The 23,854-nt window shown below is 66.7% G+C and carries 20 protein-coding genes; 11 read left to right on the top strand and 9 right to left on the bottom strand.

Annotated features, from left to right (window positions below; translation table 11 throughout):
- The first annotated feature begins 432 nt into the window (after window positions 1–432).
- Complete coding sequence (locus ABZ004_RS36105) at window positions 433–1,053, top strand: VOC family protein (protein WP_355686153.1); 621 nt, start codon at window positions 433–435, stop codon at window positions 1,051–1,053.
- On the opposite strand, the gene ABZ004_RS36100 is transcribed toward ABZ004_RS36105, so the two are convergent.
- Window positions 1,050–1,853, bottom strand: a complete 804-nt coding sequence (locus ABZ004_RS36100; RefSeq protein ID WP_355686216.1) for an aminoglycoside phosphotransferase family protein — start codon at window positions 1,851–1,853, stop codon at window positions 1,050–1,052. The two genes, ABZ004_RS36105 and ABZ004_RS36100, sit on opposite strands and share 4 nt — an antisense overlap.
- 300 nt (window positions 1,854–2,153) lie before the next feature.
- Between ABZ004_RS36100 and helR the strand changes: the two genes are divergently transcribed.
- The 3 genes from helR to ABZ004_RS36085 all read left to right on the top strand — a co-directional run bounded on the left by helR (window position 2,154) and on the right by ABZ004_RS36085 (window position 6,572).
- Window positions 2,154–4,325 (top strand): RNA polymerase recycling motor ATPase HelR, encoded by a 2,172-nt coding sequence (helR, locus tag ABZ004_RS36095; protein WP_355686151.1) that lies wholly within the window; start codon window positions 2,154–2,156, stop codon window positions 4,323–4,325.
- A gap of 171 nt (window positions 4,326–4,496) precedes the next feature.
- A complete protein-coding gene (locus ABZ004_RS36090; RefSeq protein WP_355686149.1) occupies window positions 4,497–4,928 on the top strand; it encodes a DUF6069 family protein in 432 nt (143 codons plus the stop codon).
- Between the two features lie 210 nt (window positions 4,929–5,138).
- On the top strand, window positions 5,139–6,572 hold the full coding sequence (locus tag ABZ004_RS36085; protein WP_355686147.1) for a hypothetical protein: 1,434 nt from the start codon (window positions 5,139–5,141) through the stop codon (window positions 6,570–6,572).
- Window position 6,573: 1 nt separating this feature from the next.
- Here the strand turns inward: ABZ004_RS36085 and ABZ004_RS36080 are convergent, their stop codons facing one another.
- Window positions 6,574–7,755, bottom strand: coding sequence for an ROK family transcriptional regulator (locus ABZ004_RS36080; protein WP_355686146.1), 1,182 nt, complete (start codon window positions 7,753–7,755; stop codon window positions 6,574–6,576).
- Between the two features lie 228 nt (window positions 7,756–7,983).
- On the opposite strand from ABZ004_RS36080, the gene ABZ004_RS36075 reads away from it, so the two are divergent.
- From ABZ004_RS36075 to ABZ004_RS36065, 3 genes are read left to right on the top strand one after another with little or no spacing between them, the layout of a single operon-like run.
- A complete protein-coding gene (locus tag ABZ004_RS36075; RefSeq protein ID WP_355686144.1) occupies window positions 7,984–8,904 on the top strand; it encodes a sugar ABC transporter permease in 921 nt (306 codons plus the stop codon).
- A gap of 13 nt (window positions 8,905–8,917) precedes the next feature.
- Window positions 8,918–9,871: a carbohydrate ABC transporter permease gene (locus ABZ004_RS36070; protein WP_355686142.1), complete on the top strand. Its 954-nt coding sequence runs from the start codon at window positions 8,918–8,920 to the stop codon at window positions 9,869–9,871.
- A 7-nt stretch (window positions 9,872–9,878) separates the two neighbouring features.
- Complete coding sequence (locus tag ABZ004_RS36065; protein WP_355686140.1) at window positions 9,879–11,261, top strand: sugar ABC transporter substrate-binding protein; 1,383 nt, start codon at window positions 9,879–9,881, stop codon at window positions 11,259–11,261.
- Between the two features lie 48 nt (window positions 11,262–11,309).
- Here ABZ004_RS36065 and ABZ004_RS36060 read toward each other — a convergent pair whose 3' ends face one another.
- The 3 genes from ABZ004_RS36060 to ABZ004_RS36050 all read right to left on the bottom strand — a co-directional run bounded on the left by ABZ004_RS36060 (window position 11,310) and on the right by ABZ004_RS36050 (window position 13,061).
- A complete protein-coding gene (locus tag ABZ004_RS36060; protein WP_355686138.1) occupies window positions 11,310–11,840 on the bottom strand; it encodes a DUF6000 family protein in 531 nt (176 codons plus the stop codon).
- A gap of 135 nt (window positions 11,841–11,975) precedes the next feature.
- Window positions 11,976–12,134, bottom strand: a complete 159-nt coding sequence (locus ABZ004_RS36055) for a hypothetical protein (protein ID WP_355686136.1) — start codon at window positions 12,132–12,134, stop codon at window positions 11,976–11,978.
- A 132-nt stretch (window positions 12,135–12,266) separates the two neighbouring features.
- Window positions 12,267–13,061, bottom strand: coding sequence for a nitroreductase/quinone reductase family protein (locus tag ABZ004_RS36050; protein WP_355686214.1), 795 nt, complete (start codon window positions 13,059–13,061; stop codon window positions 12,267–12,269).
- 231 nt (window positions 13,062–13,292) lie between these two features.
- On the opposite strand from ABZ004_RS36050, the gene ABZ004_RS36045 reads away from it, so the two are divergent.
- Window positions 13,293–13,937 carry a TetR/AcrR family transcriptional regulator gene (locus tag ABZ004_RS36045; RefSeq protein ID WP_355686134.1) on the top strand — a complete coding sequence of 215 codons (645 nt, stop codon included), beginning with the start codon at window positions 13,293–13,295 and terminating at the stop codon, window positions 13,935–13,937.
- Between the two features lie 292 nt (window positions 13,938–14,229).
- On the opposite strand, the gene ABZ004_RS36040 is transcribed toward ABZ004_RS36045, so the two are convergent.
- The 4 genes from ABZ004_RS36040 to ABZ004_RS36025 form a co-directional block, all read right to left on the bottom strand.
- Window positions 14,230–15,129, bottom strand: a complete 900-nt coding sequence (locus tag ABZ004_RS36040) for a carbohydrate ABC transporter permease (RefSeq protein WP_355686133.1) — start codon at window positions 15,127–15,129, stop codon at window positions 14,230–14,232.
- Complete coding sequence (locus tag ABZ004_RS36035) at window positions 15,122–16,063, bottom strand: sugar ABC transporter permease (RefSeq protein WP_355686131.1); 942 nt, start codon at window positions 16,061–16,063, stop codon at window positions 15,122–15,124. Before ABZ004_RS36035 ends, ABZ004_RS36040 begins: the two co-directional genes overlap by 8 nt.
- Complete coding sequence (locus ABZ004_RS36030; RefSeq protein WP_355686130.1) at window positions 16,060–17,337, bottom strand: extracellular solute-binding protein; 1,278 nt, start codon at window positions 17,335–17,337, stop codon at window positions 16,060–16,062. The genes ABZ004_RS36035 and ABZ004_RS36030 overlap by 4 nt, the downstream gene beginning before the upstream one ends.
- Window positions 17,338–17,473: 136 nt before the next feature.
- A complete protein-coding gene (locus tag ABZ004_RS36025) occupies window positions 17,474–18,568 on the bottom strand; it encodes a LacI family DNA-binding transcriptional regulator (RefSeq protein WP_355686128.1) in 1,095 nt (364 codons plus the stop codon).
- A gap of 96 nt (window positions 18,569–18,664) precedes the next feature.
- Between ABZ004_RS36025 and ABZ004_RS36020 the strand changes: the two genes are divergently transcribed.
- From ABZ004_RS36020 to ABZ004_RS36010, 3 genes are all read left to right on the top strand, one after another.
- Window positions 18,665–19,288 (top strand): DUF624 domain-containing protein, encoded by a 624-nt coding sequence (locus tag ABZ004_RS36020; RefSeq protein WP_355686127.1) that lies wholly within the window; start codon window positions 18,665–18,667, stop codon window positions 19,286–19,288.
- Between the two features lie 57 nt (window positions 19,289–19,345).
- Window positions 19,346–20,839 (top strand): DHA2 family efflux MFS transporter permease subunit, encoded by a 1,494-nt coding sequence (locus tag ABZ004_RS36015; RefSeq protein WP_355686125.1) that lies wholly within the window; start codon window positions 19,346–19,348, stop codon window positions 20,837–20,839.
- A 255-nt stretch (window positions 20,840–21,094) separates the two neighbouring features.
- A complete protein-coding gene (locus tag ABZ004_RS36010) occupies window positions 21,095–23,683 on the top strand; it encodes a Tex family protein (protein WP_355686123.1) in 2,589 nt (862 codons plus the stop codon).
- Window positions 23,684–23,854 lie beyond the last annotated feature (171 nt).

The following is a 23,854-nucleotide window of genomic DNA, read 5'->3' as shown; positions in this document are numbered from 1 at the left end:
TTCCTCACTGTTTGCAGCAAAGTCGCGAAGCCCGCGACAAGGACGATTGAATGCCGCACCCGCACCTCCGGACGCCGCACGGGCCGAAACGATCAGACGCGTGGCCGTCCCAGTCAGAACCTGACTCATCCGGCGGAGCGAGCCTCCTACCTGCAAGACGACGTCCAGCACCCGTTCGGGACCTGCTGCGTAGCTCTGGGCAAACCGAATTCGTTGTCGAGGGCAAAGAGCCGGTACTCCGCTGCGAAGCTCACCACTGGGAGATCAGGACCAGTACCCTCGCGGCTCGGGATGATGGGTCGGGGCCGCCGTACCAGTGGACGGTGTGCTCTTGTAGTTGGTGGAGGTCGCCGCCTTTCCGTAGTGGTCCAAGGCCAGGAGGGTTTTTCTTGGCACGGTTCAGGTTAGGGCGGGCTCGGGTAGGTTCGCGGTATGGATCAGATTGCGGCTGGGGTGTTTCATGCGGCTGATGGGGTGGAGGACTGGCGGTCGGTTTACCACCTGGTGTCGGCGCATTTTCGGACCGGGTCGCTGGGTGAGGGCGTGAAGTTTGTTGATGGGATCGGGCGGGTTGCCAGGGAGGGTGAGGAGTATCTCGCGGTTGATCTGCGGGCTGCTGGGGTGACGGTGTCGCTGGGACGGCGGGATGTTGCCTTGGCGCGGCGGATCTCTGCGGTGGCGAAGGAGTTGGGGCTAACCGCCGATCCGGCCGCACTACAGGTCGTCAATATCAGCCTCGACGCGTTGGCCGGCGCAGACGTGTTGCCGTTCTGGCGCGCAGTGCTTGGGTATGGCCAAATCGGTGACCATTACTTGTTCGACCCGTTACGCCGCGGACCGGGTTTCAGCTTGCAGCAAATGGATAGCGCGCGGCCACAGCGGAATCGGATTCACCTCGACATCGCAGTACCGCATGATCTCGCCGAGGCCCGAGTCGCTGCGGCTCTCGCCGCGGGAGGTCGCCTGGTCTCGGATGAACACGCACCAAAATGGTGGGTGCTAGCCGATGCCGAGGGCAACGAAGCGTGTATCGCCACCTGGCGCGGCCGTTAAGACAGCAATGTAGCCAGTTCGCCGGCAAAGGCGGTGATGCGATCCAAGGAGGAGCCGCTGCGAGCTCGGCGGAAACCGTGACGCCGGCCCCAGAATGCACCTTGGACCAGGAGGAGTTGCGACCACCGCTGAGCCTGCTCGCGATCGATCTCGGCCGCTTCCGTGTAGATGTCAAGGAAGCGGTGGGCGAGCTTCACCCCATCGTCGTTCTCGATGAAATTCAGCACCGCGCGCACCCGGAGCAGGTTGCCCGCGTCGTACGCCGGATCTCCCACATACCCCTTGGGATCAACGGCTAACCAATCCTCCCGCTCAGCACGCAAGATGTTCCGCGCATGAAAGTCCCCATGAATAAGGACTTCCGGCTGCACAGTCGCCAGCTCACGAATCGTCGCCAGCGCCGCATCGACCACGTACGCCGGCATCGGGTGCTCCAATTCCGCGGCATCCCGCAGCAGCTGCTCCTCCCACGCCCCCGCCTCATCCTTCAGCCGAGGCAACCCCGCCGCAGCAGGAATTGCCAGCCGCCGGCTGATCCGCCCCGCAACACTCGCGACCTCATCGCTGTCCTCAACCTCGGCCAGCGTCGACGACTCCACCCGCTCCAACAACATCCCGTACTGCGAATCGTCGCGCTCGTACAGCAATACGGCGCCCCGCCCACCCCACGCCGCAAAAGCATCCGGCTCGAAATCATTACCAGGATGCGGAAACGACACCTTGATCACAGCGGTCCCCGCATCCCGCAGTACGGGAACAATCACCCCCACACCCCCGTGCAGAACCTCCCCGTCCTGCACACACCCCCATCGCCCAAGCAGCCCAGCAACAATCCCAGGCACCTCAGCAAGCCACGCCTCCCCGCGCTCACCTTCCCGCTCAACAGTAGCCCGCGCAAACGCCTCCGGAGGCTCAATCACCCCAGCACCCTACGCAGCAACCAGTCCACCAGGCCGAGTGCGGGCAAACAAAAAGCAAGGAGAAGGATCTCCTTGCCGTGTCCAAGTTATAACGCATGGGGGGACTTGCCGCAAGGGCCGGGTGGGGGCGGAGAATCGTCGGCTGTTGACGGGAATCTGCTGAAATTGGGGAGTCGCAGCGTGCAGGTAGGACCAGCAGAGGGCAGTGCTTTCGAGCTTGCGGAGCATCTGGAAAGCAAGGCCGAGCCGAGGCTGATCGCGGCGGACGAGGAGCATTTCGCGGCGATCTCGACCAGCCTTCGGGAGACCATCGTCGAGTTGGAGAGCCGGCTCGACGAGACCCGGAAGGCACCGGGTGGCGAAGGGCAGGAGGCACTCGATCGTGACCTGGAGATCCATCGTCTGACCACCAGACTGCGGGCGCTCAGGCGCTTCGGGCTCGACCTCTGCCTCGGTCACATGGTCAGCGCGGACACCGGCCAGGCCCTGTACGTCGGACGCCTCGGCCTCACCGACAGCTCCGGCCGGCGCCTGCTGATCGACTGGCGTTCCCCCGCGGCCGAGCCGTTCTTCGGTGCGACCCATGCGAACCCGATGGGCCTGGCCAGCCGTCGCCGGTACCGCTGGACCCGCGGCAAGATCAGCGACTACTGGGACGAGATCTTCACCGCCGACGGTTTCGAAGGGCACAAGGCGTCGCTCGACGACCAGTCCGCCTTCATCGCCAGCCTCGGCAGCAATCGTTCGTCGCGGATGCGCGACGTGCTCGGCACCATCCAGTCCGACCAGGACGCCATCATCCGGGCGAGTTCCCGCGGCGCCCTCGTCGTCGACGGCGGCCCGGGCACCGGGAAGACGGTAGTGGCGCTGCACCGTACGGCGTACCTCCTGTACTCCGATCCGCGGCTCGGCCACCATCGCGGCGGCGTACTGTTCATCGGTCCGCACCAGCCTTACCTCGCCTACGTCTCCGACGTCCTCCCCAGCCTCGGCGAGGAAGGCGTCCAGACCTGCACCCTGCGCGAGCTCCTGCCCGAGGGCGCCACGGCACCGGACGAGACGGACCCGGAGATCGCCCGGCTGAAGGCGACCGCGGACATGGTCAGGGCGATCGAGCCGGCGGTGAAGCTGTACGAGGAGCCGCCGACCAAGCCGATGACGGTCGAGACGCACTGGTCCGACCTCTGGCTGAGTGCGGCCGATTGGGCGGAGGCGTTCGGTTCGGCGGATCCCAGTACGCCGCACAACGAGGCCCGCGACCAGGTCTGGGAAGAACTGCTCACGATCCTGCTGGACAAGCATCAGGAGGAGTACGAGGACGACGATGTCTCGCTCGAGATGGTCCGCAAATCCCTTGAGCAGAACGAGGATCTGCTCGATGTCTTCGGTGGCGCCTGGCCGCTGATCGAACCGGCCGACCTCGTCGGCGACCTCTGGTCCGTGCCCGCGTACCTGCGGATGTGCGCGCCCTGGCTCACTCCCGATGAGGTCAAGAAGCTGCAGCGCAAGGACGCGCCACAGGCCTGGACGACTTCGGACCTGCCGCTCCTCGACGCGGCCCGGCAGCGACTCGGCGACCCGGAGGCCTCCCGGCGGAAGCGCCGGCAGCAAGCAGCCGCCGCAGTCGAACGCGAACGGATGGCCGATGTCATCGACAACATCATCCAGGCCGACGACGACAACGAGGGCTGGGTGCCGATGCTGCGCGGGAAGGACATCCAAGAAGCCCTCGTCGACACGACTGCGCTGCCGACCGCGGATCCTGACTTGCTGGCCGGCCCGTTCGCGCACATCGTCGTGGACGAAGCCCAGGAGCTGACCGACGCGGAATGGCAGATGTTGCTGCTCCGCTGCCCGTCGCGAAGCTTCACCATCGTCGGCGACCGTGCCCAGGCCAGGCACGGCTTCACCGAGTCCTGGCAGGAACGACTCGAACGCGTGGGGCTCGACCGGGTCGTACTCGCCTCGCTGAGCATCAACTACCGGACCCCTGAAGAGGTGATGGCCGAAGCCGAGCCGGTCATCCGTGCCGCGCTGCCGGACGCCAACGTGCCGACCTCGATCCGCAGCAACGGTGTCCCGGTCGTGCACGGATCCACCGCGGACCTCGACGAGATCCTCGACAGCTGGCTGGCCGAGAACCCCGACGGCATCGGCTGTGTCATCAGCGCAGCCGGAACAGCCCGTACGCCGGACCGCGTGCGCTCCCTGACGCCGGAATTGTCGAAGGGACTCGAGTTCGACCTGGTCGTCCTGATCGACCCGGAGTCGTTCGGCGCCGGCATCGAAGGAGCCGTCGACCGGTACGTCGCGATGACCCGCGCGACCCAGCAGCTCGTCATCCTCGACTAGGGCCAACAGCTCGTCATCCTCGACTAGCTGTTCGAAGAGCTCGGAAACAGCTCGGAAACGGAAAACTTCCCGGAAAAAGTTTCTGCGACCGTGTCGATCGGTGCCGGTTCCATCCGACGCACTGGTGAGAACCGGCACCGAGCCGGTCCGCAGACCTTCCCGGAGATTTCCATGAGCACCTCGCTGAACACGACCCGCTCCGCCGCCCCGACCCGCGCCGCCGCCCCGTCTCTCGGCTCGCTGGCCAAGGCCGGCCTCGCCGCAACGGTGGTCGCCACGGCCGCGACGATGATCGTCGCCGCCGTCGGCCACGCTGCCGGGATCAGCCTGGACATGGCCGGCGAACCGGTCCCGGTCGCCGGGTTCGGTACCCTGACGGCACTCTTCTCCCTGATCGGGCTGGCGCTGGCCGCAGGACTGGCTCGGTGGGCCAAGACCCCGCAGCGCACCTTCGTCCGTACGACGATCGCCCTGACCGTGCTGAGCTTCGTCCCGGACCTGCTGTCGGACACCGCGCCGGCCACCAAGGCGCTCCTGATGTCCACCCACGTCGTCGCCGCCGCAATCGTGATCCCAGCAATCGCCCGCCGCCTCCGCAAGTAATCAACCGGCCCGCCGCCCCCGCAACCGCAATCGCCTCGGTCGCCCGCAGGATTGCCCTCGATTTGTTCGTCGCGCCGGGTGGAGCCGTGGCAGGTTCGGGTCATTGGGGGGCGGGGGTGCGGTGACTCCAGTAGCGTCGTTCGGGAAGCAGATGGCCGTCACAACCGGAAGAATGGGGTGGCTGCCACCTTCGCGACAGGAGACGCCAAGATGGACTACGCCCCTCCCTATATGCCTCCCCAGTACCGGCCGGCTCCGCCACCCAAGGCCGCAGACCCGTTAGCCGTTGCGCTCGGCAACGGTTCGCTGCTCGGAGTCGGGTACTGGCTGCTGGGATGGCGTCGCCTAGCCGTTCTCACCGCACTGATCTCGATCGCCCTGATCGCCTTCACGGCGGCAATCGCCAAGCCCTGGTGCGAGATCCTGCTGGTCCTCTGGTGGATCGCCGGCATCGCCCTCGGCTGGTTCCTGGCCCGGCGAACGCCGCACCGGACCGCATCGCGCACACAGCGACTGATAGCTCTCGGAGTCACCATCCCGGTCCTGCTGGCAGCAGGTGGCCTCCGGTACGACGCCAGCCGGATCGGCGCCGACATCACGGCTGGTCGCGAAGCCGGCGATTGCGGAAAAATCCTTTCCGCACAAGAGAAAATCTGGCTCGGCCACCGCATCGCCGATGCGCCGCTCACCACAAACGCAGACACCGCCCGCGAGACCTGCCGCCAACTACAGACCGCCGCGGACCGGCTGACAACAGGCCTCACCGCCGACACCACTGCCCTGTCCGACGGCTACGACATCATGAACGCCGTCCTCGCCGAGCCCGGCAACGACGAGACCGTCGACACGACGCTTGACGGTTTCCTCAACGCCCTGCCGACCAAGGACAACTGCAAGACCGTCACCATCACCGACTGGCTCCGGCAGCGGAAGACCAGCTACAACAGGCTCGACCGGTCCGCCGACACGGTGAAGCAGGTCGCACCCGAGGCGATGCTCGGCTGCGCGAACGGCCTGGTGTCCGCGAGCCAATGGACCGCCGCGAAAACGCAGTACCAGCAATTGCTCGATCAGTACGGCGAAAGTCCGCTCGCGGAGAAAGCCCGGGCCGGCGTCGACAAGGCCAATCTGGCGATCGAACTCGCGAATGTGCGCGGACTGCTGGACGGCGGATCGGCCGACTTCCAACCGGAGTACTGCTCGAAGCCGGCGAAGTACAGCGCGGCGCCCGCGCCGCACAAGGGCATGAATCTCTCGCTGGTCTACGGAAACTCCGACTACAGCAGCAAGATCCCGTCCGGCTGGCGTGCCAAGGACGTCACACAGGCCGTCTTCGTGGTCTGCGTCGGCGACGACTCCAACGGTCCGACCGTGCGAACCTGCCCGTACGAGAACAAGACGTTCCCGCAATTCCCGACCCAGGTGAAATTCCACAAGATCGCGCTGCCGGTCAAGGTCTACGAGGTACGGACCGGCCGGTTGATCTCCAGCCGCACGGCGCAGATCAACGGCTCGAGCTGTCCGGCGATCCTGCACTACACGACGAGTTCGCTGCTCCGCGATATGGGCCCGCCCGGAGACGTCTACGTCACCCCCACGAATGCCGCTTTCCTCTCCGCCTTCAGCTCCTTCATGGCGAGATAGATCAGGTAGTCCCGAGTGCGTACTGGGTACCGGTCACGGCGGCTCCGCGGGCCCAGTCGGTGAAGGTCAGCGGCGTGGTGAGGATCGTGAGCTCGCACAGCTGGAGCTCCCGCGGCCCCGGCCGGAGGCGATCCGCGATGACCTCGTTCAGGCCGGCGGAGTCCGTCAGCGCGGCTGCATCCTCGCCGGCCAGCACGATGCAATCGGTCTGCAGCCCACCCGCGAAGGTCGCGATCAGATGCCCGAGCGCCCTGGCCGCCGCGTCGAGCCGGGCGGTGGCCGCCGGATCCCCGGCCGCGCGCGCGGCGATCAGGTCGGCCATCGTGACCGGATGGCCGGCCACCGCCGAAGCCTGCGCCTCGATGTCCTCGCGATTGAGATAGGCGGCCACACAGCCACGATGCCCGAGGCCGCACAACGGCCCGTTGCTGTCGATCGGCGCATGGGCGAGCAGATGCCCGTTGTCGATGGTCTGTTCGACCGGAACCCCTTCGCGAACCACGCCGATGCCCAGACCTGCACCGACGGTGATCACGCCGAAGGTCGAGTGCGTCCGCCCGGCACCGAACCACAGCTGCTCGCGCGCCAGCGCCGCGACGTCGTTCGTGACGATCACGGGCAACCGGGTCCGCTCCCGCACCGGGCCGGCCAGGTCGACCTCGGTCCAGCCGAGGAAGCTGCCTTCCCGGACGATCGATTGGTCCGCGACCACGCCGCCGAGGGAGATCCCGATGCCGTCCAGGGACGGCACCTTGCGGGCCAGCTTGGTGGCCAGCTGATCGATCACCTTGACGACGCCGGTGACCGGGACCACCCCGTCCACAGCCGCGGGCAGGGCCGCCTTCGCACTCCCGAGCACCTCGCCGAACAGATCACACACCACGCCGTACGCCGTATCGCCGGTCAGCTTGATCCCGACGACGTGCCGCGCGCTCGGCACAGCGGTGAGGATCTGCCGGGGCCGCCCGATCGCGGTGGCCGGCTCCAGGTCCTCCGAGGCGATGCCGCCGCCGATCAGCGCGCGGGCGACCCGTGACATCGAGGCGTAGGAGAGGTTGAGCCGTTCGCCGAGGTCACCGCGGGTCGCGGGGCCGTGGATCAGCAGCTGCCGGGTCACGGCGAGCTCGCCGGCCGACAGTGATCGCTCGGGCGCGGACCGCTCGGGCCTGCTGATCACTGTCACCCACTTAGTTTACAAGTGACCCTTGTCACATCGGCCATTCTGGCTTATTTTCAATCTGACTGTAAATACCTCAGGGCCGGAGACCTCACGCCGGCCGATGGGCGGAGCAGTCGTCAAGCGGCGGGCGTCCGTTGAGTGCGGGGCACGACAGGGGACTTCACGGGCGCCACCCGTCCAGGCGGTTCGAGCGTGCCGGTGCGCCGCAGTACACCGGCGAAGGAGACACCCATGGCCACAGCGACCCCGACCCAGCAGGCCAGCCGCCGCAAAGTCCGCACCGGCTATCGCGACGACACCCGGCTCGCCCTGCTCTTCATCCTGCCCGCCCTGCTCGGCTTCCTGGTCTTCATGGTCTGGCCGACCCTGCGCGGGATCTACCTGAGCTTCACCAAGTTCAACCTGCTCACGCCGCCGAAGTTCAACGGCTTGGACAACTACATCCGGATGGTCCAGGACCCGGTCTTCTGGAACGCCCTCAAAGTCACCTTGTACTACGTGATCCTGAACATCGGATTGCAGACCGTACTCGCCCTCGTCATCGCCGTGATGATGCAGCGGCTCACCCAGAAAACCTGGTTGCGCGGCATCGTGCTCACGCCGTACCTGGTCTCGAACGTCGTCGCCGCGATGGTGTTCCTCTGGATCCTCGACTATCAGCTCGGCATCGGGAACACGATCCTGGCGGCGGTCGGCGTCGACCGGATCCCGTTCCTGTCCTCCGACACCTGGGTCATCCCGACGATCGCTTTCGTCAACGTCTGGCGGCACGTCGGCTACACGGCCCTGCTGATCTTCGCCGGCCTGCAGATGATCCCGGAGACCGTCTACGAGGCGGGCAAGATCGACGGGGCGAGCGAAGTGCGGATGTTCCGCAGCATCACCATTCCGTTGCTGCGGCCGATCTTGTCGCTGGTGTTGATCATCACCGTGGTCGGCTCGTTCCAGGTGTTCGACACGGTGGCGATCGCGACCCGTGGTGGGCCCGTCGATTCCTCCCGGGTGCTGCAGTTCTACATCTATGACGTGGCGTTCGGGCGGTTCCAGTTCGGTTATGCGTCGGCGATGTCGGTCGCCCTGCTCGCAGTACTGGTGGTCATCACGTTCGTCCAGTACCGGCTCACCCGCGCCGAGTCCTCCGACCTGGCCTGAGAGGCGACGACCAATGACTACCGACACCACTCCGCCGGTCGCGACCATCGAGACCACCGCGCAGGTGCAGAAGGCCGCCCCGAAGGAGCCACGCAGCTTCAACCTCGGCCGCGCGCTCGCCTGGGCATTCATGATCCTGGTGATCCTCGTCAGCCTCTTCCCCTTCTACTGGATGCTCCGAACCGCCTTGTCCAGCAACAACGCCCTGTACGCCGGATCGCACAGCCTGCTGCCCGTGCAGGCGTCGGCTGGTGGTTTCGAGCGAGTCTTCGGGCTGCAGACCGGGCAAGAGGCCATCGATGCCGGCGGCGCCGGCCAGGCGATCAACTTCTGGCGCTACCTCTTCAACTCCGTCGTCGTGTCCACCCTCATCACGGCGGGCCAGGTGTTCTTCTCCGCGATGGCGGCGTACGCGTTCGCCCGGTTGCAGTGGAAGCACCGGGAGAAGGTCTTCGCGTTCTTCCTGGCAGGGTTGATGATTCCGGCGATCTTCACCCTGCTGCCGAACTTCGTGCTGATCAAGCAGCTTGGCCTGGTGGACACGCTGCTCGGGATCGCGTTACCGACGATGTTCATGACGCCGTTCGCGGTGTTCTTCCTGCGCCAGTTCTTCCTTGGGATCTCCCGCGAGGTCGAGGAAGCCGCGTTGATGGACGGCGCTTCCAAGGTCCGGGTGTTCTTCCGGCTCATTCTGCCGATGTCGGTGGCACCGATCACCACGCTGGCGATCCTCACCTACATCGCCTCGTGGAACGAGTACTTCTGGGCGCTGATGGTCAGCTACACGGACAAGTCACGGGTCCTGACCGTCGCGCTCGGCGTGTTCAAGTCGCAGACTCCGCAGACCGGCCCGGACTGGTCGGGGCTGATGGCGGCCACCCTCGTCGCCGCACTGCCGATGCTGGTGCTGTTCATGCTGTTCGCCAAACGCATCGTCAACTCCATCGGTTTCAGCGGGATCAAGTGAGGACGTCATGACCAGTCTCAGACACCGGATCCAGGCCGTCACCGCGGTCGCCGCGCTCGCCGTCGCAGCACTGACCGCCTGCAGTGGAGGTGGTGGCAGTGCGAACGGCCCGATCGAGTATTGGCTGTGGGACTCGGCCCAGCAGCCGGGCTACCAGAAATGCGCCGACGCCTTCCAGCAGCAGAATCCCGGGTTGAAGGTGCACATCTCGCAGTACGGCTGGGACGCGTACTGGTCCAAGCTCACCGCCGGGTTCATCGCCGACACCGCACCGGATGTCTTCACCGATCACCTGTCGAAGTTCGCGCAGTACGTCGACCTGAAGGTACTGCGGCCGCTCGACGATCTCGGTCCGACCAGTGACATCGCCGACGGTGACTACCAGCAAGGGCTGGCGCAGTTGTGGAAGGGCCAGGACGGCAAGCGGTACGGCGCTCCGAAGGACTGGGACACGATCGCGATCTTCTACGACAACGCCGCGCTGAAAACGGCCGGCGTGGATCCCGCTGAACTGCAGACCCTGACCTGGAACCCGACGGACGGCGGGACGTTCGAGAAGCTCATCGCCCATCTCACGATCGACACCAAGGGGCGACGAGGTGATGAGGCGGGCTTTGACAAGGAGCACGTGAAGACGCACGGACTCGCGTCGGAAGGCTCCGGCGGTGGTGGCTGGGGACAGACGCAATGGTCTGCCTTCGCCGGTAGCGCGGGCTGGCAGGTCACCGACAAGAACCCCTGGGGAACCCGCTTCAACCTCGATCAGCCGGCGCTACAGGACACCCTCAGTTGGTATTTCGGCCTTGTCCGTAAGGGATACATGCCCAGCTACGAGGAGATCGGCGGTGCCAATGCGGTCGGCACGGACAAGCAGATCCAGTCCGGTACGGCGGCGATCGGGCTCAGCGGGTCGTGGATGATCTCGACCTTCAGCAAGCTGACCGATGCCGGCGGCAAGAAACTCGACATCGGCCTGGCACCGACGCCGATCGGGCCCAGCGGCAAGCGGGCCTCGATGTTCAACGGGCTCGCCGACTCGGTCACCACCTTGTCGAAGCAACCCGAGAACGCGGCAAAATGGGTGAAGTTCCTGTCCGGCGAGGAATGCCAGAACATCATCGGCCAGTCCGGAGTGGTGTTTCCGGCCCGGCCTGCCGGAACGGAACTCGCGATCGCGTACAACAAGAACGAGCGCAAACTCGATGTCACGCCGTTCACCCAGCAGGTGACGGACAAGACGACATTCCTGTTTCCGGTGACCACGAACGCGGCGGATATCGCCGCCTTGATGGCACCGCGGTTCGACGCGGTCTACATCGGCAGTTCACCGGTCTCGTCGCTGACCAAACTGAACGGCCAACTCAACGACCTGTTCAAGGTCGCTCAGTAGACGCCCCGGCCGGGTGTGTCAGGTGGCGCACCCGGTCGGCCTTCCGTACTACGGGTCGCCGGTGGCCGCGGCTTGGTCGGCGGCGGGTTTCAGGCAGTTCGCGATGACCAGGAGAGCGAGGAAAGTCTCCGTATCGGCAGCTGATGCCTTGGGGATCGTCGACTGGGGAAACCGTGCGGCCGCGGCTCGGGCCAGGCCGGCAGCGCCCCAGTTGTTGGCGACGTCGGCTTCGTAGTACCGGGTGATCGAGGCGGCGGCGATGGGTGTTTCGAGCGCGACCAAGGCGGTCAGGAGTGCGGGTGCGGTGCGGCCGACCTGGCTGGTTTCGAGGGCGTTGGAGACGGCGAGGATCACCGATTCGTCGTACTCGTGAGCCACCGAGAGCCACGCTCCGACTACCTGTTCCCGCCAGCCGGAGCGGAGGAGGTGAACGACCTGGTCCGCCCGGACGGTGTCGACGAACGTAGCCACCTCGGCAAGCACCGAGGGTGTCGCTTCGAGCGCATTGACCCCCATCAGCTGCCCGTAAAAGGGCCGCACACACCGGGCGGTCAGCTCACTCCATGGATCGTCGATCACCCCTAGACCATAGGTGTCCCCCAGGTAGCAACCACCCAAATTGCACGGAGTTGCAGAAATCCATTGCCGCGAGCCCACCCCGGTCCCCTACGTTTCGGCTATGCAGGAGATGACAGGCCCCCAAGCCCTCAGCCTCTACCGAATGCTGTCCACAGCAGGCCTGATCTCGGGCTGCTGGTCGAATTGCTGGCTGGGGTGGGCTTTGCGGTGACTGATCGGCGGTACGAGCAGGTGACCGTTCAGCTGACTGCTGCGGACGGGAGCCGGGTTGAGCTGCGGCCGACGGACCTTCACGACCTGGCATTGCTTCGGGAGGTGGACCGCCAACAGTGATCAAAGCCCTTCCATCGCCTTCAGGCTGGGACGCGCACGCTTGGGGCGGGGTGGCGGGTGGGGGCTGGACATTGTTGGCGGTCCGGGGGTGGGTTAGAGGAGGGGGATCAGCTGGGCTTCCTCGTAGTCGAGGTGGGCGGTGAGGGACTCGATCAGGCGGTCGAGCTCGGGGAGGGCGTCGGCCGGGTCGGCGGTGGGGGTCGAGATGAGGGTCTGGAGCTCTTCCAGGAGCTCGGCGATCTTGGTGTGTTCGGCGTCGAGTTGCTCGATGGTGGCGGCTAGTTCCGGGTGCTGGGCGAGCAGGTGCGGGAAGAGCATGGTGGATTCGCCGGTGTGGTGATGGTGGAGTCCTTGGCACATCGTCAGGCAGTTGATCCTGAGCTGTGCGCCGAGCGACGGACCGGCGGCGGCGAACTCCTTGCGGATCAGCGCGAGCTCGCGACGGAACAGCTCGTGGATCAGCCGGAGCGTGTCGGCGAAGGAGTCGCCGTTGCCGGGCGGACCGCTGACGACCTGCTGGAGCGCGACGACCGGGATCGATCGGGTCACCTTGGCCTGGTACTCACCCCATCCAGGGTCCGCCTCGACCAGTCGCGCGAAGATCTCGTCGCGCTCGGCGTCGCGTAGTACGAGGGCGTCGGCTTCGTAGCTGAACAGACCCGTCTCGACGGTGACGCGGGGGTTGGCGAGGATGTTGTGGTACCAGTCCGGGTGCTTGGGGCTGCCGCCGGCCGAGCCGACGACGAGGACCCGCCCGGTGTCGGGGTAGTAGCCGAGGATGGTCGTGTGCGGCTTGCCGGAGCGGGCGCCGGTGGTGGTGAGCAGGAGCAGCCGGGCACCCTCGAAAGGTCCGCCGACCTGGCCGGAGTTGGCACGGAATTCGGTGATGAGTTGTGCGGTGAAGTCGTTCAGAATTTCGCTGCTTTCTTACTGGGATGGTTGGAGAGAATGCGTTACCAGTAAGAAGAAGAGGCGGGCCTCTGGCGGCCCGACCGGCGCTCAGAAGGCAGCCGGGAACCCAACGAACTCACGGCACGAGGCCGACCCGGCAGTCATGTCGCACATCGTAGGGCACCGACCGGTCCAGCCCAACAGGATTCCTTGGTAGACAATGTCTAGATGGAGAGCGCCTCGCTGCGGGATCGCCTGGTTCGCGACGGCGTCGAACTGCTCGAGGAAGAGGGGCTGGCGGCGCTCACGTTGCGCGCGATCACCCGGCGTACGGGCGTTTCGCACGGCGCCCCCCGCCGGTACTTCCCGACCCACAACGCTCTTCTGGCCGCGATCGCAGCCACCGGCCTGGCCGACCTCGCCGGCCGCCTAGCGCCGATCGCCGGTGAGGCGTCTCTCGCCACGCCGATCGCCGGCGGCACGCCGCTGGCGGACGACTCGCCCCTCACCGACGACACCCCTGTTGCCGGCGGCACCGACCCCGAAGGTCGGCTGGTTCGGCTCGGGGTCGCCTATCTGGCGTTCGCGGCCGAGCGGCCGGCGATGTTCGAGCTCATCTTCCGCCACGACCTCCTCGCCGGCGCCGGCGGAAATCTCCGCCAGACCTCGCTCCCGCTCTTCGACACCGTCACCACCCTCATCCAGCAGGCCCGCCCCGACGCGACCGACGCCCGCGAGCGCGCCCTCGCCCTCTGGACCAACCTCCACGGCCTCGCCACCCTCCGCACCACCGACGCCCTCGACATCCTCAACCTCCCCGACAACGACCTCACCCCCTGGATCACCCGCATCGTTCGTGTGCATGTTTCCTGAGGAGTAACAGGGGGCTTGATTACGGATTGTCAGAGGGTGGATTCGGCGGGTAGCAGAATTCGTGGTGAATGGGTGATTCGGCAGGAAATTTCTGGGGATTGAGAGAAAAAAGGGGCGAAAGGTGTAACGGCGCTCAGGTTGTGACGATAAAAGGTTGAGCGGCCAAGCCGGGGGGCTTAGTGGACGCTCCGGTGCTTCTTCGGGACCACCGGTGATTGTGGAGGGGGCCCCAGCAGGTGCTCACCCGGGGCGGGGTGAGCACCTGCGACGGGGCACCGCACCAGTCGGTTGATCAGCCCTTGATCCCGACGTTGGCCATTCCTTCGACGAACCGCTTCTGGGCGAAGACGAACATCACGATCATCGGCAGTGTCGCGAGCGCCGTACCGGCCATCAGATAAGGCCACTGCACCTCGGCCGGGTTCTGCGCGAAGATCGCCAATCCCAGCTGCAGTGGTCGCATCGCGTCGGTGGTGGTGATCATCAGTGGCCAGAGGAAGCCGTTCCAGGCCGCCTCGATCTGGAAGACGCAGATGGTGATCAGCGCGGGCTTCACCAACGGCGTCATGATCCGCCAGAAGATTCCGAACTCGCCGAGCCCGTCGACCCGCGCTGCCTGAGCCAGCTCGTTCGGCACCGAAACGTAGAACTGCCTGGCCAGGAAGGTGAACAACGGCGCGGCGCCGAGCGGGATGATCAGGCCCCACCACGAGTTCAGCCAGCCGATGCCGCCCTGGCCGAGGATGTTGTTCCCGCCGAACAGCGGGATCGACTTCACGATCAGGAACAGCGGCACCAGGATGATCTGGAACGGCACGAGCAGCAGCAGGATGAAGTAGTTCAGCAACGCCTTCGAGCCACGGATCGGCAGCTTCGCCAGCGCATAGCCGGCCGTCGTACAGACCGCCAGCGTGAAGGCGGTCTCGCCGACCGCGATGAACAGGCTGTTGCGGAAATACCGCAGGAACGGCGCCGTCCGCATCGCCTCGACGAAGTTGTGCCAGCGCAGTTCGCCCGGCAGCCAGGAGAACTTCGCGATCTCCAGGTCGCTCTTGAACGCGGTCAGCACCATCCACAGGAACGGCGTGATCATCAGGAGTGCGCCGACCGACAGTACGACGTACAGGAGGATCCGGCCGGGCCGGAGAGCCGACGGTGCGGCGATCGGGCCGGTGACAGTTGCGCTAGTCATTGACATCCGCCTTCTGGAGCAGGCGTCCCAGCCCGATGAAGATCGCGATCAACAGCATCATGATCACCGTCTCGGCGGACGCGAAGCCGAGTCGCAGGGCCTGGAACGCGTTCTGATAGATGTCCAGCACCAGCACCGTCGTCTCGGTACCGGGGCCGCCCTTCGTCATCACGTAGACCAGGTCGAAGACCTGGAAGGTGCCGACGATCGAGGTGACCAGGACGAAGAACTGAACCGGCCCGAGAGCGGGCCAGGTGACGTTGACGAACTTCTGCCACCGGTTCGCGCCGTCCAACGCGGCCGATTCGAGCAGGTCGCGGGAAACGCCCTGCAGAGCGGCCAGATAGATGATGACCTTGGTCCCCAATCCCTGCCAGATACCGACCAGCATCAACGACGGCAAGGCGGTGTTGGGGTCGGACAACCACCGCCCTGGCGCGAACCCGAAGAGACTCAAAAAGCCGTTCGCCAGCCCCGAGCTCGGGTTGTAGATCCACAGCCAGATGGTGGCGACCGCGACCGTCGCGGTCACCGTCGGGATGTAGAAGGCGGTCCGGAAGAACCCGAGGCCCCTGATCTTCTGGTTCAGCCCGGTCGCGACGGCGAGCGAGATCGCCATCGACACCGGGATCACCACCACGGCGTACAGGATCGTGTTCACCAGGGCGGCCCGGAAGTCCTGGTCCTTGAAGAGGTCGACGTAGTTGCCGAAGCCGACCCAGGACCAGGAGTCACCGAAGCTGTAGTCGGTGAAGCTGAGTACCACCGCCGCCACCACCGGGATCACGATGAAGATCGCCGAGTGCAGCAGCGCGGGTGAGAGGAACAGCCAGCCGGCCCGGACCTGACCGCGGATCAGCTTGCGGCTGTCCTTGGCCGGCGCGCTGCGGCGTACGGCGACTGTGGGCGCGGGGCGTTCGAGAGTTGCGCTCATCGGGACTGTCCTGCCAGGTTGGCCAGCACCTTGGCGGGATCCTTCTGACCGAGGACCGCCTGGGTGAGCTGGGAGTCGAAGTTGGCACGCATCTCCAGCCAGTTGGCCGAACCACCTTCGTAGATGGCCAGCGGCAGGCCTTCGGCGACGAACTTGCTCAGCGGGTTCGACTTCGCCTGCGGGGAGTTCGCCGCGTCCTTGTAGGCGGGGAGTTTCTTGTTCAGCTTGGCGATCGCGTCCAGCGAGCTCGGCTTGGTGAGCGACTGGATGAACGACCAGGCCGCTTCCTTGTGCCGGCTGCGGGAGCCGATCGAGGCCAGGTCGCCACCGACGAACTCGACCTCCTTGCCGCTGTTGAAGCGGAAGAACTTCAGGTCGTCGCAGTTCTTCTTGCCGATGCCCTTGTCGGAGCAGTCGACCGCACCCCCGACGATGCCCATCGCGGCCTCACCAGTGAGCACGAGGGGTTGCTGCGCGGCGTTCTGCTGTCCGTACGGCTGGACGTTGTTGATCAGGGACTTCAGCAGATTGAGGGTTTCGAGGCCCTTCTCGTTGCTGTAGTTCGGCTGGCCGTCCACGTACAGCGGAGTGCCGGTGGACGCGAGCAGCGTCGTGTACGTCTGCCGGAAGCTGGTCGGCGCGGCCAGGTCCATGCCGGACCGGGTGATGGTCCCCTTGGCGTTCCGCACGGTCAGCTTCTCCGCGACGGCCTTCAGCTCCTCGATGTTCGCCGGCGGCTTGTCTGGGTCGAGGCCGGCCTCCTTGAAGGCGCTGATCCGGAGCGCGGCGGCGCGGGCGTCGGCGACCAGCGGGTACGCGTAGAGCTTTCCGTCGTACGTCGCGGCTGGCACCAGCGCGCCGATGCTCTTCTCCTCGATCACCTCCGGCGTGACCCCGTACGGCGCCAGGTCGGCGAAGATCCGCTTGGACGCGAACGGCTGGATCCAGCCGACGCCGGTGACCATCACGTCGTACGGGATGCCGGCCGCGATCGAGGTGGACATCTTCTCGTTCAACGTCGAATAGGTCGCGAAGTCCGGTTCGACCTTCATCTTCGGATAGGTCTTCTTGAAGTCCTCGACGACCTTGTCGAACTCCGCGCGCCCCTTCGTACTGGGCGGGAAGGACGGGATCAGCACCCGCAACGTGCCGGTCGCCTCGGCCGGCGGCACGCCGTCCGTGGACTTGTCGATCACCCCGTTGCCACAACTGCTCGCGGCCAGGCCGAGTACCGCGGCCAGCACCACCAGTCCACTCTTGGCGCCACGTCTCACAGGGGAACTCCTTCGCTGACGAGTGCAGCGAAAGTATGGGGAAAGGGCTTTCCCGTCAATACTTCAGCGCTCGAATGATCAAATTCGATCACGAATGGAACTCGACTGATCAGAGTTCCATGCACAACGCGCCGATTTACCCCGCGTGTACTCCGGCCTGGCCTGTCACCAGCGCCCCGCAGGAGGCGCGAATCCGCAGCTCCGGCAGCAGGTTCAGGTGTTGCGTCGCGGCGGGCCGCCCGGGTGCGGCCCGGATCTTGCGGAGCAGCAGTTCGCAGGCCATCTCGCCGAGCATCAGCTTCGGTGGCGAGACCGCGGTCAGCGGCACCACCGCCATCGCCGCGGTCTCGTCGTTGTACGCGATCACCGCCAGATCCTCCGGCACCCGCAGCCCGCGCTCCATCGCCCGCTCGACCAGCCGGGCCGCGGGTTCGTCCGAATGCACCAGTACTGCGTGTGCCCCGAACGACTCGCACTCGGCCAGAAACGCGTCCAGCTGCGCGAGCGTCGCCGGATCCTCACCGTGCGCCGGCAACAGCACCGGCGACACGAACGTCTCGATCCCCAGCCTCGACGCCGCCTGCTCGATCCCCTTGAGAAGCCAGTACGACGTGACGCTGGCGCTCAGGTTGATCCCGATCCGGCGATGGCCGAGCGAGACCAGGTGCCGAAGGGCGAGCGCCGCGCCGTACGCGTGATCCGTCCGGACGTGGTCGAACTCGCCCGTCACGTCCGGGAACCCGAACGCGCGCTCCATCAACACCACCGGTACGTCGATGTCGTCCAGCCACCCGCCGAGTTCGGCGGCGCGGCCGTCGCCCAGAGCGGTACTGAGGAGCAGCCCGGCGACACCGATCCCGAGCACCTTCTCGAGTCGTTCGGCCTCGACCGCGACGTCGTACCCGGAGACGCCGAGCACCAGGCGAGCGCCGTACCGGTCGGCCATCGCCTCGGCGCCGCGGATCACGTCGGTGTAGTAGAAGGTCGAGTTCGGGACGACGATGCCGATGGTCAGCTGGGAGCTCTGGCCGCCCGAGATCGGTGCGGGGCCGACCGTGCCCACCGCGCCGCCGTGCACCCGGCGGAGCAGTCCGGCCTGGTCCAGCTCGGCGAGATCCCGGCGTACTGTGATCGCGGAGACGCCGAGCTCGCCGGCCAGCTCCGCCACCCGGAGCCGTCCGTGCCGGCGCAGGCTGCGCAGAATCAGCTCGTGGCGTTCCGGTGCAAGCATGCGGTCCCCTGGGCTGTTGTCCGAGTGTGTTTGTTTGTGATCATACGATCATGCGGTTGTGACGTGCTGACCGATGCGAAGGAGTGAGGTGCTTCTGTGACGGAGGCCGGTGGAGTGAACCGGACCAACGCCGTGCTGTCGAAGCTGTCGCTGATCGGCGACCTGCTGATGCTGCAACTGGTGTTCCTGGTCTGCAGCGTCGGCATCGTCACGCTGTACCCAGCCGCTTTCGCACTGCAACGCGTGCTGCCGGAGGCCCTTTCGCAGGAGCATCCGGCCTTGCTGCGGCGCTTCTGGCGACAGTTCCGCTGGGCGTTCGGCCGCTTCTGGCTCGCTGGTCTCGCCTTGTACTTCGGGAGTATCGCGCTCGCGTTCGGCCTGCTGTTCTGGGCCTCGACGAGCGGGCCGATGCGAATCGTTGCCCTTGCGATCCTGATTCCGCTGACCGGCATGATCGTCGGTCTCTACCTGAGCGCGCTCGCCGTAGTCCCTGACGCGCCGGAAGACAGTACGGCGAAAAGCCTGTTCCGCTCGGCCAACTTGTTCCTGCTGCGCCGGTCGTTGCCCATCGCCGGCGGCGTGATCGGCCTGTTCACCTGGTTCGCGCTGTTGTCCCGGCTGCCGACGCTCTTCGTGGTCGGCTCCGGCCTGGTCCCGGCGCTGCTGGCGTACTGGATCTCCCGCCCGGCCAAAAAAGTTTCCGGCACCGTGTCAATCTGAGCCCTTCTCGTCCGACGTATGGGTGTAAGGCCCAACCGGACCAGAAGGAGAACCCCGATGTACGCGACGACCGATACCCTGGCGACGACGCCGGCCGCGCTGGGCGGCCGCTCGCGCTGGGCCGCTCTTTATGTGCTCTGCGCCGGCATGCTGATGATCGTTCTCGATGTGACCGTCGTGAACGTGGCACTGCCGGCCATCCAGGACGACCTCGGCTTCACCAGCTCCAGCCTCGCCTGGGTGGTGAACGCCTACCTGATCGCCTTCGGCGGCCTGCTCCTGCTGGCCGGCCGGCTCGGCGACCTGCTCGGCCGGCGGAACATCTTCGTCAGCGGGCTGATCGTCTTCACCGCCGCCTCGGTCCTCTGCGGCCTGGCCGAATCGCAGGAGGTGCTGGTCGCGGCCCGGTTCATCCAGGGCGTCGGCGGCGCGCTGACCTCCGCGGTCATCCTCGGCATGATCGTCACGCTGTTCCCCGAACCGCGTGAGCAGGCGAAGGCGATCGGCTTCTACGCCTTCGTCGCCTCCGCCGGTGGCTCGATCGGCCTGCTCGCCGGTGGTGTGCTGACCCAGGCGATCAACTGGCACTGGATCTTCTTCGTGAACCTGCCGATCGGCATCGCCGCCGTGCTGCTGGCCCTGCGCCTGATCGAGAAGGACAAGGGCATCGGGATGGGCCGCGGCACCGACGTACCGGGTGCAGTCCTGATCACCGCGGCCCTGATGGTCGGCGTCTTCACCATCGTCAAGCCGGCCGCCGAGCTGGGCTGGACCGCTCCCCGCACGATCGCGCTCGGACTGCTCACGCTGACCCTGCTGGCCTGCTTCGTCGTCCGCGAGGCGACCGCCGCGAACCCGCTGGTCCCGCTGCGGATCTTCAAGTCACGCAACCTGACCGGCGCCAACCTGATCCAGGCGCTGTCCGCCTCGGGCATGTTCGGCATCTTCTTCCTCGGCTCGCTCTACCTGCAGCGGGTGCTCGGCTACAACGCGCTGGAGATCGGGCTGGCCTTCCTGCCCACCACCGCCCTGATGGGCCTGCTCTCGGTGCGCTACTCGGAGAAGCTGGTCATGCGGTTCGGTCCGCGTCGTCCGATGATCGCCGGACTGGTGCTGATCGTCGCCGGGCTGGCGCTGTTCACGCAGGCTCCGGTCAACGGCAACTACTTCATCCACGTACTGCCGGTGCTGGCGCTGCTCGGTCTGGGTGGCGGGATCTGCTTCCCGGCGCTGATGGGGCTCTCGATGGCTGACGTGAAGCCTGAGGACGCCGGGCTGGCCTCCGGGCTGATCGGGACGATGGGCGAGGTCGGCGCGGCGCTCGGGCTGGCGATCCTGGCCACGCTGTCGGCGACCCGCACCTCCTCCTTGGCTGCGGCGGGCAAGCCGGCTCTGGAGGCGCTGACCAGCGGATTTCACCTCTCCTTCGCGATCGCCGGCGTCATCGTCGCCGCCGCCGTGGTGGTCGCCTGCACGCTGATGCGGCCGGCCCGCTCCACCGTCGCCGTCGCTGCTCCGGCGGACGAGGTCGAGGAATTGGCAGCCGCCTGATTTCCCGGTACTACGGAACGCGGGCTCCCTCTCGCCGAGGGACCCCGCGTTCCGTCGTACCGGGTCGTCCACGTTCCGTCGTACCGGGTCGTCCACTTTGCGTCGTACCGGGTCGTCCACGTTGCGTCGTACCGGTTTGTCCACAGGGTGGGAGCGGTGGTCTTGTTCTGTCCCCTGGATAGGGAAGGATGTGTGCTGCGGCGAGCGGGGCAGAATGCTCGTCTGTCATCTGGACGGTAGAGGGGAAACGCGACAGTGGTTTTGCAGTCGATCGAGCAGAAGATCGCCGAGGAGCTGGCAGTCGGCGCGCACCAGGTCCGGGCGGCCGTCGGCCTGCTGGACGAGGGCTCGACGGTCCCGTTCATCGCGCGGTACCGCAAGGAGGTCACCGGCGAGCTCGACGACGCGCAGCTGCGCACGCTCGAGGAGCGCCTGCGGTATCTGCGCGAGCTGGAGGAACGCCGGCAGACCGTGCTCGAGTCGATCGAGAGCCAGGGCAAGCTGGACGACGCGCTGAAGGCGTCGATCCTCGCCGCGGAGACCAAGTCGCGGCTGGAGGACATCTACCTGCCGTTCAAGCCGAAGCGCCGGACCAAGGCGATGATCGCCCGCGAGGCCGGGCTGGAGCCGCTGGCCGACGGGCTGCTCGCCGACCCGTCGGTGCCGCCGCTGGCCGCCGGGGCCGCGTTCGTGAACGACGAGGTGCCGGATCCGCAGGCCGCGCTGGACGGTGCCCGGTCGATCCTGGTCGAGCGGTTCGGTGAGGACGCCGACCTGATCGGCGAGCTGCGCGAGCGGCTGTGGAGCCGCGGCCGGCTGGCGTCGGCCGTGCGCGAGGGCAAGGAGACCGACGGGGCGAAGTTCTCCGACTACTTCGACTTCGACGAGCCGTTCACCAAGATGCCGTCGCACCGGATCCTGGCGCTGTTCCGCGGCGAGAAGGAGGACGTGCTCACGATCACCGTCGAGCCCGAGCCGGCCGGTGCCGAGGCCGCCGAGGGACCGACGGAGTACGAGGCGATCATCGCGCGCAAGTTCGGCGTGGAGAACAAGGGACGCCCGGCCGACCAGTGGCTGGTGGAGACGGTGCGCTGGGCCTGGAAGACCAAGATTCTGGTGCATCTGGGGATCGACCTGCGGATGCGGTTGCGGCAGACGGCCGAGGACGAGGCGGTCCGGGTCTTCGCGTCGAACCTGCGCGATCTGCTGCTCGCCGCGCCGGCCGGGACGCGGGCGACGATGGGGCTCGACCCGGGATTCCGGACCGGCGTCAAGGTCGCTGTCGTGGACGCGACCGGCAAGGTCACCGCGACCGGGGTGATCTATCCGCACGTTCCGCAGAACCAGTGGGACAAGTCGATCGCGCAGCTGGCCGCGCTGGCGGCCGCGCACAAGGTCGACTTGATTGCCATTGGCAATGGTACGGCGTCGCGCGAGACGGACAAGCTGGCGGCTGAGCTGATCGCCAAGCATCCCGAACTGAAGCTGACCAAAGCTGTGGTGTCGGAGGCGGGCGCCTCGGTGTACTCGGCTTCTGCCTTCGCCTCCCAGGAGCTGCCGGGGATGGACGTGTCGCTGCGCGGCGCCGTGTCGATCGCGCGGCGGCTGCAGGATCCGCTGGCGGAACTGGTGAAGATCGATCCGAAGTCGATCGGCGTCGGGCAGTACCAGCACGACCTGCCGGAGAATTCGTTGTCGCGGTCGCTGGATGCCGTGGTCGAGGACTGTGTGAACGCAGTCGGGGTGGATCTGAACACCGCCTCGGCACCGCTGCTGACCCGGGTCTCCGGGATCACGGCCGGGCTCGCGGACAACATCGTCCAGCACCGGGATCAGAACGGGCCGTTCAAGTCGCGGACCGCGTTGAAGAACGTGCCGCGCCTCGGACCGAAGGCTTTCGAGCAGGCTGCTGGGTTCCTGCGGATCCCTGGCGGTGACGATCCGCTCGACACGTCCAGCGTGCACCCGGAGGCGTACCCGGTGGTCCGGCGGATCCTGGAGGCGACCGGGCAGGAGCTCAAGTCGCTGATCGGGTCGCCGGTGCTGAAGACGCTGAAGCCGGCGCAGTTCGTCGACGAGACGTTCGGGTTGCCGACGGTGTCGGACATCCTGGCCGAGTTGGAGAAGCCGGGCCGTGACCCGCGCCCTGCCTTCAAGACCGCCACCTTCGCGGAAGGTGTCGAGAAGATCGGCGACCTCAAGCCCGGGATGCGCCTGGAAGGCCAGGTCACCAACGTCGCCGCGTTCGGCGCCTTCATCGACATCGGCGTCCACCAGGACGGGCTGGCGCACGTGTCGGCCCTCTCGAAGAACTTCGTCAAGGACCCCCGCGAGGTCGTCAAACCCGGCGACATCGTCAAGGTCAAGGTCCTCGAGGTCGACATCCCCCGCCAGCGCATCTCCCTCACCCTCCGCCTGGACGACGAAGTAGGCGCCCCCACCTCCGGCGCCGGCCGCGGCGGCTCCCGCGGTGAACCGGGCCAGTCCCGAGGCGGCGACTTCCGCAGCGAAAGCAGCGGCCGCGGCGGGCAGAGTGGCTCCGGCGGTAGCGGCCGTGGACCAGGTGGCTCCGGCGGTAGCGGCCGTGGACCGGGTGGCTCCGGCGGGCGCGGATCTGGTGGTCAGGGAGGCTCGGGAGGCGGACGCGGACCTGGTGGTCAGGGCGGTGCCGGGCGCGGGCAAGGTGCTGGCCAAGGTGGTTCCGGCGGTCGTGGCGCCGGTGGCGGTCGCGGTGGGCAGGGCGGCGGCGGACGCGGCACCCAGAACACGCCGCAAACCGAAACCCCCATGGATGAAGGCTCCCTAGCCGACGCCTTCCGCAAAGCAGGCTTCACAGTCCGCTAATCCTTCCCAGCAAACAACCCGCTCCCCCCAGCAGACGGCCGGTGCCCTCCACTCAGAGGCACCGGCCGTCGCCGTCCCCCCCCTCCCCCCCACCCCCCACCCCCCCGTCACCCCGCACCCGCCCCCCGCCCACACACACCCACAACCACCCCCCCCCCCCCCCCGCCCCCC

Origin of the sequence: Kribbella sp. NPDC006257, from assembly GCF_040613535.1 — a bacterium.
Classification (GTDB): Bacteria; Actinomycetota; Actinomycetes; order Propionibacteriales; family Kribbellaceae; genus Kribbella.
The sequence above is the reverse complement of the archived record's forward strand: the minus strand, read 5'-3'. Positions and strand labels throughout refer to the sequence as shown.

Coding starts and splice junctions, on each gene's coding strand:
- ABZ004_RS36040 (WP_355686133.1), bottom strand. CDS start 15,129: ATGACTAGCGCAACTGTCACCGGCCCGATCGCCGCACCGTCGGCTCTC.
- ABZ004_RS36075 (WP_355686144.1), top strand. CDS start 7,984: ATGGCCACAGCGACCCCGACCCAGCAGGCCAGCCGCCGCAAAGTCCGC.
- ABZ004_RS36085 (WP_355686147.1), top strand. CDS start 5,139: ATGGACTACGCCCCTCCCTATATGCCTCCCCAGTACCGGCCGGCTCCG.
- ABZ004_RS36090 (WP_355686149.1), top strand. CDS start 4,497: ATGAGCACCTCGCTGAACACGACCCGCTCCGCCGCCCCGACCCGCGCC.
- ABZ004_RS36015 (WP_355686125.1), top strand. CDS start 19,346: ATGTACGCGACGACCGATACCCTGGCGACGACGCCGGCCGCGCTGGGC.
- ABZ004_RS36035 (WP_355686131.1), bottom strand. CDS start 16,063: ATGAGCGCAACTCTCGAACGCCCCGCGCCCACAGTCGCCGTACGCCGC.
- ABZ004_RS36045 (WP_355686134.1), top strand. CDS start 13,293: ATGGAGAGCGCCTCGCTGCGGGATCGCCTGGTTCGCGACGGCGTCGAA.
- ABZ004_RS36025 (WP_355686128.1), bottom strand. CDS start 18,568: ATGCTTGCACCGGAACGCCACGAGCTGATTCTGCGCAGCCTGCGCCGG.
- ABZ004_RS36065 (WP_355686140.1), top strand. CDS start 9,879: ATGACCAGTCTCAGACACCGGATCCAGGCCGTCACCGCGGTCGCCGCG.
- ABZ004_RS36105 (WP_355686153.1), top strand. CDS start 433: ATGGATCAGATTGCGGCTGGGGTGTTTCATGCGGCTGATGGGGTGGAG.
- ABZ004_RS36070 (WP_355686142.1), top strand. CDS start 8,918: ATGACTACCGACACCACTCCGCCGGTCGCGACCATCGAGACCACCGCG.